The organism is Micromonospora sp. NPDC005707 (genome assembly GCF_040631005.1).
Taxonomy (GTDB): Bacteria; Actinomycetota; Actinomycetes; order Mycobacteriales; family Micromonosporaceae; genus Micromonospora.
Genome location: NZ_JBEXYR010000007.1, coordinates 78,211 through 90,779, shown reverse-complemented (window position 1 = coordinate 90,779; position 12,569 = coordinate 78,211). Strand labels below are relative to the sequence as shown.

Below are 12,569 nucleotides of genomic sequence, written 5' to 3'. Positions count from 1 at the left end.
CAGGCGCGGGCGGGGCAGGGGTCAGGCGCGGGCGGGGCCGGTGTCGCGCGTGGGCGGGGCGAGGGCGGCCGGGTCGAGCGCCAGGGCGGCGGCCAGGGCGGGGCGGCCGGCCGGGGTGAGCCGGACCGCCCGGCCGGCGCCCCGGGCGGTCCAGCCGACGTCGAGGAAGCGCCGGCACAGCGCGGCGCCGAGCGCGCCGGCCAGGTGGGGGCGGCGCTCGGTCCAGTCCAGGCAGTCCCGGACCAGTGGCCGCCGGCCGGCGCGCAGCGGCTCGACGGGCACGCCCAGGTCGGCCAGCCAGGTGATCCCGGCCGGGGTGAGCGCCAGGCCGCCGGCCCGGTCGAGCACGCCCCGGGCCAGCAGGGCGTCGTGCACCAGCACGCCGAGGCGGCCGGCCAGGTGGTCGTAGCAGGTCCGGGCGTACGCGAGGGACGCCTGGGCCGACGCGGCGCGCAACGTGCGGGGCGGGGTCGCCGGTGCGGGCGCCCGTCCGGCCAGGTCCTCGATGAGCTGGGCCACCGACGGGTCGGCGAGGCGGACGTACCGGTGCCGGCCCTGCCGCTCCTCGGCCAGCAGCCCGCCCCGGACCAGCCGGGTGAGGTGGTCGCTCGCGGTGGACGGGGCCACCCCGGCGGACCGGGCCAGTTCGCCGGCCGTCCAGGCCCGGCCGTCGAGCAGGGCGAGGCAGAAACCGGCCCGGGTCGGGTCGGCGAGCAGCGCGGCGAGCCCGGCCAGCGTGCGGCCGTCGGTGCGGGTGGTCATGCGGGCAATGCTGGCACGGGAATTGTTCGGTACCCACCGACCCGTGCGCGTCGTGCTTTACATCGTTGTCTCCAACGTTGTAGAAACGGGGGCACCGCAGTGACCTCCGTCTACCTCCAAGGCAGGCCTGATGGGACACCTCCACCGCGGTGGCGTGCTCGCCGCCGCACTCGCTCTGCTGCTGACCTCGTCCACGGCCGCGGCGGGCGCACCCGCCGCCGGGGCCGACCGCTACCGGAACCCGGTCTCGGCCGGCTTCTCCGACACCTTCGCCGACCCCGCCGTCGTCCGCGGCGACGACGGCCTCTGGTACGCCTTCGGCACCTCCGACCCGCTGCGCGAGGGCGAACGCCAGGCGCACCGCGTGCCGATCGCCCGCTCGGCCGACCTGGTCGACTGGACCTACGTGGGCGACGCCTTCGCGCCCGACCAGCGGCCGTCCTTCGCCGCACCCGGGGCCGCGTTCTGGGCGCCCGACGTGCGCCGGGTCGGCGACCGCTGGGTCATGTACGTGACCGTCACCGACACCACCGTCTCCGGCGACACCTTCGACACCGCGATCGGGGCGGCCACCGCGCCCACCCCGGCCGGACCGTGGACGTTCGCCGACGCGCCCGTGGTCGCACCCCGGCCGGGCGGGGGCGGCGGCTACCTGTGGACGATCGACCCCAGCCAGTTCACCGACACCGACGGCCGGTCGTACCTCTACTTCGGCAGCTACTACGGCGGGATCTCGGTCACCGAGCTCTCCGCCGACGGGCTGCGCGCGGTCGGGACGCCGAGCCTGGTCGCCGTCGACAACAAGTTCGAGGGCGGCTACGTGCTGCGCCACGACGGCTGGTACTGGCTGTTCGCCTCCACGGCGAACTGCTGCGCCGGCCCGGCCACCGGCTACTCCGTGCAGGTCGGCCGGGCGCGCGACCCGCGCGGGCCGTTCGTGGACCGGGACGGCCAGCGGCTGGACGTCTCCCGGGCCGGTGGCACGCCGGTGCTCACCCAGAACGGCAACCGGTGGATCGGCGCCGGGCACAACGCCGTGCTCACCGACCTGTCCGGGCAGGGCTGGATCGCCTACCACGCCATCGACCGGGCCGACCCGTACCTGGACGAGCCGTTCGGGATCAACGAGCGGCCGATGCTGCTGGACCGCCTCGACTGGGTGGACGGCTGGCCGACCGTCAACGCCGGCGCCGGCCCCTCCGAGGGGCCCCGGCCCGCGCCGGTCACCACCGGCCGGATCGACGCCCGCTTCGACACCGCCGACCTGGGCGGCTGGCGGGGCGGCGCGGGAAGCTGGCGGGTGACCGGCGGCGTGCTGTCCGGCACCGGCACGCTGACCGCCCGGGCCGGCCTCGGTGGCGACGTACGTGCCGAGACCGACCTGCGGCTCACCGGCGCGGACGCGGCCGGGCTGCGGCTCGGCCGGGTGGACGTCACGGTCGGCGGCGGCCGGCTGACCGCCGCCGAGAGCGGCGGCGCGACGGCGAGCGTGCCGCTGCCCGCCGGGCTCGACCTCACCGGCCGGCACAACCTGGCCGTCGAGGTACGCGGCCGCCAGCTCGTCGCCGAGCTGAGCCCGGCCCGCCTCGGCGACCAGCTCGCCGTGGTGGCGCTGACGCTCACCAGGCCGGCAGCCGGCCCGCTCGCGCTGCGCGCCGACGGCGGCACGGCCGAGTTCGACAACGTCAGCGCGGCCGCGCTGTACCGCCCGGTCCGGCACCCGGTCGCCCCGCCGCGCGTCGGTCCGGTGCTCTCCCGGTTCTCCGACGAGTTCTCCGACGGGCTCGACCCGGCCTGGCAGTGGATCCGGCCCAACCCGGCCGCGACGGTGAGCGGCGGCGCGCTGCGCTGGCCGGTCGAGTCGACCGACCTGGTGGGCACCGGCAACACGGCCGGCGTGCTGCTGCGCGACGCGCCCGCCGGCGACTACGTGGCGGAGACGAAGGTGACCCTCGACCTGGGCGAGGACGTCGTCCGCAACTACCAGCAGGCCGGTCTGGTGGCGTACGTGGACGACGACCGGTTCGCCCGGCTCGCCCAGGTGGCCATCTGGAACACCCGCCAGGTCGAGTACGGCTACGAGCTGCCCTTCGCCGGCCAGCCGGTGTACGGGGGCAGCATCGTCGGCACCCCGGCCACCACGACGTGGCTGCGGCTGGCCCACCACGTCGACCGGGTCACCGGCGAGCACGAGTTCCGGGCCGGGTCCAGCCGGGACGGCACGCACTGGACCTGGGGCGCGGTCTGGACCTTCCCGGCCGGCACCACGCCCCGGATCGGTCTGGTCGCGCACGGCGGCGCCACCCCGGCGGTGACCGCGGAGTTCGACTACCTGCGGTTCTACCGCTGATCGGTGCGACCGGGGCCGCCCGGCTGCGGGCGGCCCCGGTCGCGCGGGGTCGCCCGGCGGCGGGCGGCTCCGGTCACGCGCCGGGGCGCGGGCAGGCCGGGGTCAGCTCGCACACCGTCCGGGTGTCGCTGTCGTAGCTGCGCGCGGCCACGAACTCCCCGCCCGGCCGGTCCGGCCCGGCGACCGCCCGGGCGCGGCGGCGGTCGGCGTCGCGGAACCGCAGCGCCAGGCTGAGGTGCGGCACCCAGCGCCCGGGCAGGTGCCAGGGGTGCGGCCCGGGCGCCCCGGCGAGCACGTCCCAGACCGCGCCGTGCAGGGCGGCCAGCTGCGGCGTGGGACGGACCAGCCAGACCAGCGGGGCGCTGCCGTCGAGGACCGCCACCCGGTCCAGCCGGGCCGGCAGCGGCAGCGCCGCGTCGCAGAGGTCGGCGAGGCGCTGCTCGGCGCCGGGCGGGAACCCGTCGACCGAGGCGAGCGTCAGGTGCGGCCGGTTGGTCGGGTGCGGGTGCCGGGCCAGGCTGGGCAGGCCGGCGGCGGCGAGCCGGTCCCAGGCCGCCCGTACCGCCTCCTCCAGCTCCGGCGAGCAGAGCAGTTCGACCGTACGCACGCCGTCAGGCTAGCCGCCGGCGGTGCACGGCGGCGTCCCGTGGGCGATGCCGCCGTGGCGAGCCGGCGACGGCGCGATCGTTCGGTCGGGGCCGAAGGATGCCGGCCCTACGGTCGGGCGATGAGTTGGCCGATGATCCCGCCCGCCCCCGACACGCCGGCCTGCGGGCCGCCCCTGCCCGTCGACGACGGCTGGGTGGTCACCCGGCACGCCGACGTGCTCGCCGTGCTGACCGACCCCCGGTGCGTGGTGCCCGCCGCGCCCGGCGGGCCCTACGGCAGCCTGGCCTGGCTGCGCGGCACCGTGAGCCGGTTCAGCCCGCCGGACCGGCATCCCGCCCGCCGCGCGATCGGGGTCGCCGCGCTCGCCGACCTCGGCCCGGACGAGCTGCGCGCGGCGGCCGCCCGGTCCGCCGCCGCGCTGCTCGACACGGCGACCGGTGCCGGCCGCGCCCGGCGGGTCGACGTGATGGCACTGCTCGCGCGGCGCGTAACCCTGGAGGCGCTGGCGGCGCGGCTCGGCCTGGCCGATCCGGCGACGGCCGTGGCGGCGGTGACCGCGGTGGCCGCCGCCTACCACCCGGGCGCCGAGCCGGCCGTGGTGTCCCGCGCCGACCGGGCGGTGGCCGCGTTGCTGGCCATGTCGCCGCCGGCCCCGCCCGAGGTGGCCGCGAACCGGATCGGGCTGCTGGTGCAGGCGGCCGACGCCACCGCCGGGCTGATCGGCGCCGCCGTCCGGCACGGGCTCGCCGCGCCGGCCGCGCTCGGCACCGCCGACCTGCTGGCCGAGGTGCTGCGCCTGGACCCGCCGGTGCGCGCCACCCGCCGCGTCGCGACCGTCGCGCGGTCACTGGGCGGGCGGGAGATCGGCCCTGACGCCGTGCTGCTGCTCCGCTTCGACGCGGCCAACCGGGACCCGGCCGTCCACCCGGGCCCGGACGTGTTCCGCCCCGGCCGGCCCGGCGCGGTGCTGACGTTCGGCGCCGGGCCGCGGGGCTGCCCGGGCGAACGGCACGCCCTCGCCCTCGCCGCCGGCGTCGTCGAGGTGCTGCGCGACCGGTGCCACCCCGCCACCCCGGCCGCGCCGACCGGACCGGCCGCCCCCGCCGGGCCGGCTGCGTCGACCGGACCAGAGACGCCGGGCGCCGAACCGGTGAGCTACGACCCACACCCCACCCTGCGTGTCCCGACCAGCCTCGAGGTGATGTTCCGATGACCGACCGCGCCGCCGCCTTCCGCGCCCTGCACCGGCCGGGCCGGCCCCTGCTGCTGCCCAACGCCTGGGACCACGCCTCCGCCGCGGCGCTCGCCGCGCGGGGCCACCCGGCCGTGGGCACCACCAGCCTCGGGGTGGCCGCGGCCGCCGGCCGGTCGGACGGTACGGGGGCGACCCGCGACGAGACCCTCGACCTGGCCCGCCGCCTGCGGGACCTGCCGGTGCTGCTCACGGTGGACATCGAGGACGGTTTCAGCGCCGACCCGGCGGCCGTGGCCGGGTACGTCGGCGAGCTGGCCGCGCTCGGCGTGGTGGGCGTGAACCTGGAGGACGGCCGGCCGGACGGCAGCCTCGCGCCGGTGGACCTCGCCGCCGCCCGGATCGCCGCGGTGAAGGCGGCCGTGCCGGGGATGTTCGTCAACGCCCGCACCGACGCCTGGTGGCTGGGCGTGCCCGACGCGCTGCCGGTGGCGCTGGACCGGGCGGCGGCGTACCGGGCGGCGGGCGCGGACGGGCTGTTCGCCCCGGGCGCGCCGGACGGCACCGTCGGGTCGCTGGTGGCCGAGGTGGGGCTGCCGCTCAACGTGCTGCACCGGCCGGGCGGCCCGGACCTGGCCGCGCTGGGCCGGCTCGGGGTGGCCCGGGTGAGCACCGGGTCGCTGCTGTTCCGCGCCGCCCTCGGCGCGGCGCTGCACCTGGCCGACGCCGTCCGCGCCGGCCGGGACGCCGGCCTGCCGGCCGCACCGGATTACGCCTGGGTGCAGGGCCTCTCGGCGGGATGAGCACCATAGGGGGGAGATAGGAGGATTGTTCGGGGAGCTGCCGATCCTGGTGATTACGGTGTGTTCAGGTTCGACTACGCCGTGTCCTGCCCGGAGAGGGGCCGACCATGCGAGTGCCCAGCCGAAGCCCCGGCCACCAGCCCGGGCCCGCCGTCGCTTCCGCCGCCCCCGCCCGCCGGCTGCCCCCGGCCGACCGCCCCCGCACCGGGCCCGGGCAGCAGCCGGACCTGGCCGCGTACCGGGCCGCGGTGGCGGAGCTGCTCGTCGAGGTGGGCGCCCTGGCGGACGCGCCGTCCACCACCGCCCGCCAGGTGCTGCTCGACCAGCGGCTGCGGGAGCCGGCCATCGCCACCGTCCTCGACGCCACCCCGCAGGGGTTCGTCGGCGCCCGGGAGACCCTCCTGCTGGAGATGGCCCGCTACCAGCCGAACGCCCGCAGCTCGGCGCACGACCTCACCGCGCTGGTCCGGATCTTCCTGCTCTCCCGGATCGACGTGATGTGGTGGCGGGACACCGGGACGTTCCTCACCGACGGCCAGGTCGACACCAGCACCGACCTGGTCGACCTGGAGTGGCTGCGCCGGCGCGGGCTGCTCGCCTTCCGCTACCAGGAGCAGCCCGCCTCGGTCCTCGGTCGGGGGCTGCGGGCGGTCCAGCGGCGGCTGCGCCCGGACGCCACCCCGCGTACCGCCGGGTTGCGGTTCCGCCGGGCGCGGCGCGAGATGATCGCGCTGCTCAACGACGTGGGCCGGGAGTTCGCCGGTGCGGCCCGGCCCGGCACCCCGGCGCTCTGGGTGACCAGCCTCGCGCGCAGCGCCGAGCACCAGTACCGGCTGCGCCGGCTCGGCTACGCCGCCATGGTGCCCAGCGGGCACTGCCTCGGCTGGGCGGCCGACGTGGAGCTGGAGTGGTACGAGCGGTTCGGCGCCCGCGACCTCCTCGCCGAGCTGCTGCTGGCCCGGCAGGAGGCCGGCGAGATCAACGTGGTCGACGAGGGCCAGGCCTGGCACCTGTGCCTCGCGCCCGCCGCCCGCCGCCGGTTCCGGCGCGCCTACGAGGCCGAGATGGGGATCTGAGCGGATGTGCGGGATCGCGCTGAGCATTGGCCCCGAGGCCGACCCGGCCCTCTTCCGGCGGATGCTGGCCGTCCTCGCCCCGCGCGGCGAGGTGACCGAGACCCGGCAGGAGAACGGCCTGCTCGCCGGCGTACGCCGGCTGCGGGTGGTGGACCGGGAGCGGTCCGTGCAGCCCTGGGTCTCGCCCGACGGGCGGCACGTCCTCTGCTACAACGGCGAGGTCTTCAACCACCACGAGCTGCGGGCGGAGCTGACCCGGCTCGGGCACGAGTTCCGCACCACCGGCGACACCGAGGTGGTGCTCGTCGCCTTCCGGCAGTGGGGCGAGGAGGCGGTGCGCCGGCTGCGCGGGGAGTACGCCTTCGCGGTGGTGGAGCGGGCCACGGGCCGGGCCTACCTGGCCCGGGACCCGCTCGGGGTGAAGCCGCTCTACTGGTCGCGCGGCCCCGGCTGCCTGCACGTCGCCTCCGAGGTGAAGGCGCTGGTCGGGCACGGCGCGCCGATCAGCGAGGTGCCGCCGGGGCACCACGGCTGGGCCGAGCCCGACGGGCCGGTCCGGCTGAGCCCGTACGTCGACCTGCTCACCCTCGGCGCCGGGCTGCCGGTGATCGACGACCCGGACGAGGCCGCCCTGCTCGTCCGGGTCGCGCTGACCGACAGCATGCGGGTACGGCTGGACACCGACCTCACCGTCGGGGTGGTGCTCTCCGGCGGCCTGGACAGCTCGCTGGCCCTGCTGCACGCCGCGCAGCTGCACCCGGACTGCGTGGCGGTCACGGTCGGCGTCCCGGACAGCCCCGACGTGGCGTACGCCCGGCGGCTCGCCGCCGACCTGGGGGTGCCGCACGAGGTGGTCGAGCTGCGCCCGCGCGACATCCGGCTCGCCGACGTGCGCGAGGCGATCCGGATCTCCGAGCTGACCGAGTACGGCGACATCATCAACGCCGTGGTCTCGGTGCCGATCTTCCGCCGGCTGCGGGAGCTGGGCGTCAAGGTGGTGCTCACCGGCGACGGCTCGGACGAGCTGTTCGGCGGCTACCCGATGTACCACCAGGTCGGCCCGGAGCGGTCCCGCCGGCTCTTCCTCCACAAGATCCGCAACCTGTGCCGCACCGAGCTGCAGCGGGTGGACCGGGCCAGCATGGGCCACGGCGTGGAGGCCCGGGTGCCCTTCCTCGACCTCAGCGTGGTGGAGCTGGCCATGCGGCTGCCGCTCGATCTCAAGCTGCGCGACGGGCAGGAGAAGTGGATCGTCCGGCGGGCCTTCGCCGACGTGCTGCCGGACTACATCCGGCGGCGGCCCAAGAACCCCATGTCGTACTCCTCGGGGCTGCACGAGCGGGCCCGGCTCTACAAGCCGCTCTTCGCCCGGCTGCACCGCTCCTTCGGCTATCCGCTGCTCGAACCCGTCCGGCGGGACTTCGACAGCGTGCTCACCCGGTGCGGCAACGACCTGGACCGGGCCATCGCCGACGGGCAGGCCCGTCCCGACTACACGGTACTGGAGCACGCGCGGGACCTGGTCGGCGCGGCGAAGTGGAACGCCGTGCCGGTGGTCCGGCGCCTCGTCGGCCCGCGCGTCGTGCGGCGCGTCGCGTCCCGTCCGTGACCCCGCCGCTCGCCGCGAGGTCCGATGGCCGCCAGCCACCGGCCGCGGCGCGGGCCAGGCTGGACGGCATGACGACGACGCGCACCAGGTACGTGATCCAGCCCGTGTCCGCCGAGGTGCTGGCCGACGTGCGCCGGACCGGCCGCGACGCCTCCGGCCAGCCGCCCGAGCGGTGCTGCGCCGAGGGCGGCGAGCCGCTGCGCTGCTGCCTGCGCGACGCCACCGCGGGCGAGGCGCTGCTGCTCTTCGGGTACGCCCCGCCGTTGCCGGCCGGCCCGTACCGGGAGGTGGGGCCGATCTTCGCGCACGCGGCCGACTGCCCCGGCCCGGCGGACGTGACGGCGTACCCGGCCGACTGGCGGGGCCGGCCCCAGGTGCTGCGGGCGTACGACCGGCGGGGGCGGATCGTCGGCGGCCGGCGGCACGACGGCGACGACCCGGAGGCGGTCGTCGCCGAGCTGCTGACCGACCCCACGGTGGACCGCCTGCACAGCCGCAACGTGGTGTACGGCTGCTGGATGTTCGCGGTGGTCCGCGGGTGAGCCGGGCGTGACCGGCGGCGGCCGGGGTATCAGCCCGGCATGACCGGACTGGACGCGATCGTGGTGGGGCAGGTGGCCCGGGACCTCGTGCTGCGGGTGGACGAGGTGCCCGGCCCGTCCGGGACGGTCCCGGTGCGCTGCCGGCGGGAACTGCTCGGCGGCAAGGGGGCCAACCAGGCCGTCGGGCTGGCCCAGCTCGGCGTCCGGGTCGGGCTGCTGGGCGTGGTCGGTGAGGACGAGGTCGGCGACCGGCTGCTGGGGCAGGCCCGCAGCGACGGCATCGACGTGGCCCCGGTGCTGCGCCGGCCGGACACGCCGAGCGCGCTCATCGTGGACGTGGTCGACGACCGGGCGCGCTGGCGGTACCTGGAGGACATCCCCGAGGCGACCCTGCTCACCGTGGCGGACGTGACCGGCGCGGCCGGGGTGCTCCGCGCCGCCCGCGCGGTGGTGGTCCAGCTCCAGCAGCCGCTGCCGGCGGCGCTCGCGGCGGTCCGGCACGCCCGCGACGCCGGCCGGCTCGTGGTGCTCGACGGCGCGCCGGATGACCCGGACGGCGCGGCGGAGCTGCTGTCCCGGGCCGACGTGCTGCGGGCCGACGCGCGGGAGGCCGGCCTGCTGCTGGGCGGCGACCCGCCGAAGGACGCCGAGGCGGGGCTGGGCGCCGGCCGGGAGCTGGCCGCCCGCGGTCCGGCGCTGGTCGCGGTCGAGGTGGCGGGGGAGGGCAACGCGTTCGTCTGGCCGGGCGGGGAGCTGTTCGTGCCGCTGAGCGAGACGCCCACGGTGGACAGCACCGGGGCCGGGGACGCTTTCGTGGCCGCCGTCACGGCCGGCCTGCTCCGCGACGACCCGTATCCCCGGATCGCCCGGTACGCGGTCGCGGCGGCCGGCGCGACCGTGGGCCACGCCGGGGGCCGGCCCGCCCTCAGCGGGGACGCGATCGAGGCGCAGCTGGCCCGGATACCCGATCGTTGACGTCCCCGATGGACATCCGCCCCCGCCTCTTCTAGCGTCGCGGGCATGCGGAGGACCCTGCTCGCCACCGGGCTCGCCCTGCTCCTCGTGACCACCGGCTGCGCCGAGAGCCGCCGGCCCGCCGCCCCGGCCGGCGCCGGCACGCCGAGCGCCTCCCGGCAGGACGCCGGTCAGGTGGAGCGGACCCTGGCCAGCCTGCGCCGGGTCGACGACCTGCCGCTGTACGAGATGACCTACGTCGGTGACTACGACCCCACCGTCGGGGTGGCGGGCACCCCGCAGGCGACCCCGTTCGGCTGCTCCCTCTTCGCCGCCGGGGGCGACCGGAGCCGGCCGCTGTTCGCCCGCAACTTCGACTGGGACGCGAACCCGGCGCTGGTGCTGCGCACCGACCCGCCGGACGGCTACGCCTCGATCTCCCTGGTGGACATCTCCTACCTGGGGGTCACGGCCGACCCGGCGGGCGACCGCCGGCTGCTGAACGCGCCGCTGCTGCCCTTCGACGGGATGAACGAGCGCGGCCTGGCCGTGGGGCTGGCCGCCGACGACGGCGCGACCGCCGAGCCGGTGCCCGGCCGGCCCACCGTCGGCTCGGTGCGCGTCCTGCGCCTGGTGCTGGACTCCGCCGCCACCGTGGACGAGGCGATCGCCGTGTTCGGGCGCTACAACCTGGACTTCGACGGCGGCCCGCCGCTGCACTACCTGATCGCCGACGCCACCGGGGCGTCCGCCGTGATCGAGTTCGTGGACGGCGGGATGCGGGCCGAGAAGGGCCGGGGCGCCTGGCAGGCGCTGACCAACGTGCCGGCTGTCGGGGTGGCCGACCGGGACCTGCGCGACGACCACCGCTACGGGGTGCTGGCCGAGGCGCTGGACCGGGCCGGCGGCACGGTGGACGCCCCGGCCGCGCTACGTCTGCTCGACGCCGTGCGGCAGCCACACACCCGCTGGTCGGTGACGTACGGGCTGCGCACCGGCGAGGTGCGGCTGGTCACCGCGGGGGGCGGCCAGCGCGGCTACCGGCTGCCGATGAGCTGAGCCGGGCCCGACCCCCCGGAGGGGGCCGGACCCGGCCGGCTGGTCACCAGCTCAGGTAACCCGTCTGGGTCTGCACGTTCAGCTCGGGCACCCGGATCAGCTGCGCCAGCCAGGTACGCGGGTCGCGCAGCTCCAGCACGTCCAGGCCCTTCTGGATGTCGCTGGAGTAGATGTGGCCGTTGTACCAGTAGGCCGACCAGGAGCCGCCGGTGCGGAGCTGACCGGCGTCCAGCGGACCCCGCTCCCAGTAGGCGATCTCCTTGGGCTGGCGGGAGTTGGTGAAGTCCCAGACCGAGATGCCGCCCTGGTACCAGGCCTGGACCATGATGTCGCGGCCGGGCACCGGCACCAGCGAGCCGTTGTGCGCCACGCAGTTCTCGGTGTCGGCGTTGGCCCGAGGGATCTTGTAGTAGCTGCGGAACGCGAGCCGCCGGTTGTCGCCGCGACCGGTGATGTCGTAGATGGCGTCCGCGCCGCGGTTCGGCCCGGTGGCCTCGTTGCAGGTCGCGGCGCCGCCGCCGCCCAGCTCGTCGGTGAAGACGACCTTGGTGCCGGAGTTGTTGAAGGTCGCCGAGTGCCAGAAGGCGAAGTTCTCGGTGTCGCGCACCCGCTCGATCACCCTCGGCGCCTCGCGGTTGGCGATGTCGAGCAGGATGCCGTCGCCCATGCACGCGCCCGCCGCGATGTCCTTCGCCGGGTACGCGGTGATGTCGTGGCAGCCGGTGGTGGCCGACTTCTCACCGGGGATTCCCGGGTAGCCGCCGTCCGGGAACAGGTTCGGGGTGGCCACCACGGCCGCGTCGGTCGGTGACCGCAGCGGCACCTTCACGATGGAGATCGAGTCGTGCGGCGGCTGGCAGTCCGGGAACTCGGCCCGCGGGCTGTACGACGACACGTACAGGTAGACGGTCCGGCGGTCCTTGCCCGGCACCAGGGTGTGGGTGTGCGAGCCGCAGGCGGTCTCCACCGACTTGATGTAGCGCGGGTTGCGCTTGTCGCCGATGTCGAAGACCTTGATGCCCTCCCAGGACCCGGCCTCGGAGGCGGGCTGGGCGACGCTGTTGCAGGAGTCGTCGCTGCGGGACGAGTCGGTGGACAGGAACAGCAGGTCACCGTGGACGGAGATGTCGTTCTGGGAGCCGGGGCAGAGCACCTGGGACACGACGGTCGGCGCGCTCGGCCGGGAGACGTCGTAGATGACGAAGCCGTCGTAGTTGCCGACGAAGGCGTACCGGCCCTGGAAGGCGATGTCGGTGCCGAACGCCGCGGAGGTGTCGAACGGCGCCTGCTTCGGCAGGTTGGCGACCTGACGCAGGTTGGGGCTGCTGGAGATCTCGTCGACACCGGGGACGGCGCTGTCCACGGTGGTCGGTGCGGCCTGCGCCCGGGGAAGCTCCTGGGCGCTGCTGGGTGGGGCGGCGACGACGCCGGCGACGAGCAGGCCGGCGGCGGCGAGGCTGACGATCCGGGTTCGGGACGTGCGGAGACTGATCATCGGCGGCACCCTCCGAAAGGGGATGATGATTTGCCACACCTTACCGGCCGGTGACATTCATCAATGTGACGCCGGTCACATTCAGGCAGGATTGTCTATGGATAGGATCGCTCTCACC

General features: G+C 76.5%; 11 protein-coding genes. 8 read left to right on the top strand and 3 right to left on the bottom strand.

What is annotated here, in order from left to right; all coding sequences use genetic code 11:
• Nucleotides 1-21: 21 nt before the first annotated feature.
• Nucleotides 22-762, bottom strand: coding sequence for a helix-turn-helix domain-containing protein (locus tag ABZ452_RS15570; RefSeq protein ID WP_357943018.1), 741 nt, complete (start codon nt 760-762; stop codon nt 22-24).
• Nucleotides 763-892: 130 nt separating this feature from the next.
• Between ABZ452_RS15570 and ABZ452_RS15565 the strand changes: the two genes are divergently transcribed.
• Nucleotides 893-3,112, top strand: coding sequence for a family 43 glycosylhydrolase (locus ABZ452_RS15565; RefSeq protein WP_357943016.1), 2,220 nt, complete (start codon nt 893-895; stop codon nt 3,110-3,112).
• A 73-nt stretch (nt 3,113-3,185) separates the two neighbouring features.
• On the opposite strand, the gene ABZ452_RS15560 is transcribed toward ABZ452_RS15565, so the two are convergent.
• Entirely contained in the window at nt 3,186-3,719 is a 534-nt protein-coding gene (locus ABZ452_RS15560; RefSeq protein ID WP_357943014.1) for a 2'-5' RNA ligase family protein, read from the bottom strand.
• A 120-nt stretch (nt 3,720-3,839) separates the two neighbouring features.
• Here ABZ452_RS15560 and ABZ452_RS15555 point away from each other — a divergent pair, with 120 nt between their 5' ends.
• From ABZ452_RS15555 to ABZ452_RS15525, 7 genes are all read left to right on the top strand, one after another.
• Entirely contained in the window at nt 3,840-4,934 is a 1,095-nt protein-coding gene (locus ABZ452_RS15555; protein WP_357943012.1) for a cytochrome P450, read from the top strand.
• Nucleotides 4,931-5,716, top strand: coding sequence for an isocitrate lyase/phosphoenolpyruvate mutase family protein (locus tag ABZ452_RS15550; RefSeq protein WP_357943010.1), 786 nt, complete (start codon nt 4,931-4,933; stop codon nt 5,714-5,716). The genes ABZ452_RS15555 and ABZ452_RS15550 overlap by 4 nt, the downstream gene beginning before the upstream one ends.
• A 107-nt stretch (nt 5,717-5,823) precedes the next feature.
• Complete coding sequence (locus ABZ452_RS15545; RefSeq protein ID WP_357943008.1) at nt 5,824-6,792, top strand: hypothetical protein; 969 nt, start codon at nt 5,824-5,826, stop codon at nt 6,790-6,792.
• Nucleotides 6,793-6,796: 4 nt separating this feature from the next.
• Nucleotides 6,797-8,401 carry an asparagine synthase-related protein gene (locus tag ABZ452_RS15540; protein WP_357943006.1) on the top strand — a complete coding sequence of 535 codons (1,605 nt, stop codon included), beginning with the start codon at nt 6,797-6,799 and terminating at the stop codon, nt 8,399-8,401.
• A 68-nt stretch (nt 8,402-8,469) separates the two neighbouring features.
• On the top strand, nt 8,470-8,943 hold the full coding sequence (locus ABZ452_RS15535; protein WP_357943004.1) for a DUF1203 domain-containing protein: 474 nt from the start codon (nt 8,470-8,472) through the stop codon (nt 8,941-8,943).
• 39 nt (nt 8,944-8,982) lie between these two features.
• A complete protein-coding gene (locus tag ABZ452_RS15530) occupies nt 8,983-9,918 on the top strand; it encodes a PfkB family carbohydrate kinase (RefSeq protein WP_357943002.1) in 936 nt (311 codons plus the stop codon).
• Between the two features lie 45 nt (nt 9,919-9,963).
• Nucleotides 9,964-10,956: a linear amide C-N hydrolase gene (locus ABZ452_RS15525; RefSeq protein WP_357943000.1), complete on the top strand. Its 993-nt coding sequence runs from the start codon at nt 9,964-9,966 to the stop codon at nt 10,954-10,956.
• A 43-nt stretch (nt 10,957-10,999) separates the two neighbouring features.
• On the opposite strand, the gene ABZ452_RS15520 is transcribed toward ABZ452_RS15525, so the two are convergent.
• A complete protein-coding gene (locus ABZ452_RS15520) occupies nt 11,000-12,451 on the bottom strand; it encodes a hypothetical protein (RefSeq protein ID WP_357942998.1) in 1,452 nt (483 codons plus the stop codon).
• Between the last annotated feature and the right edge of the window lie 118 nt (nt 12,452-12,569).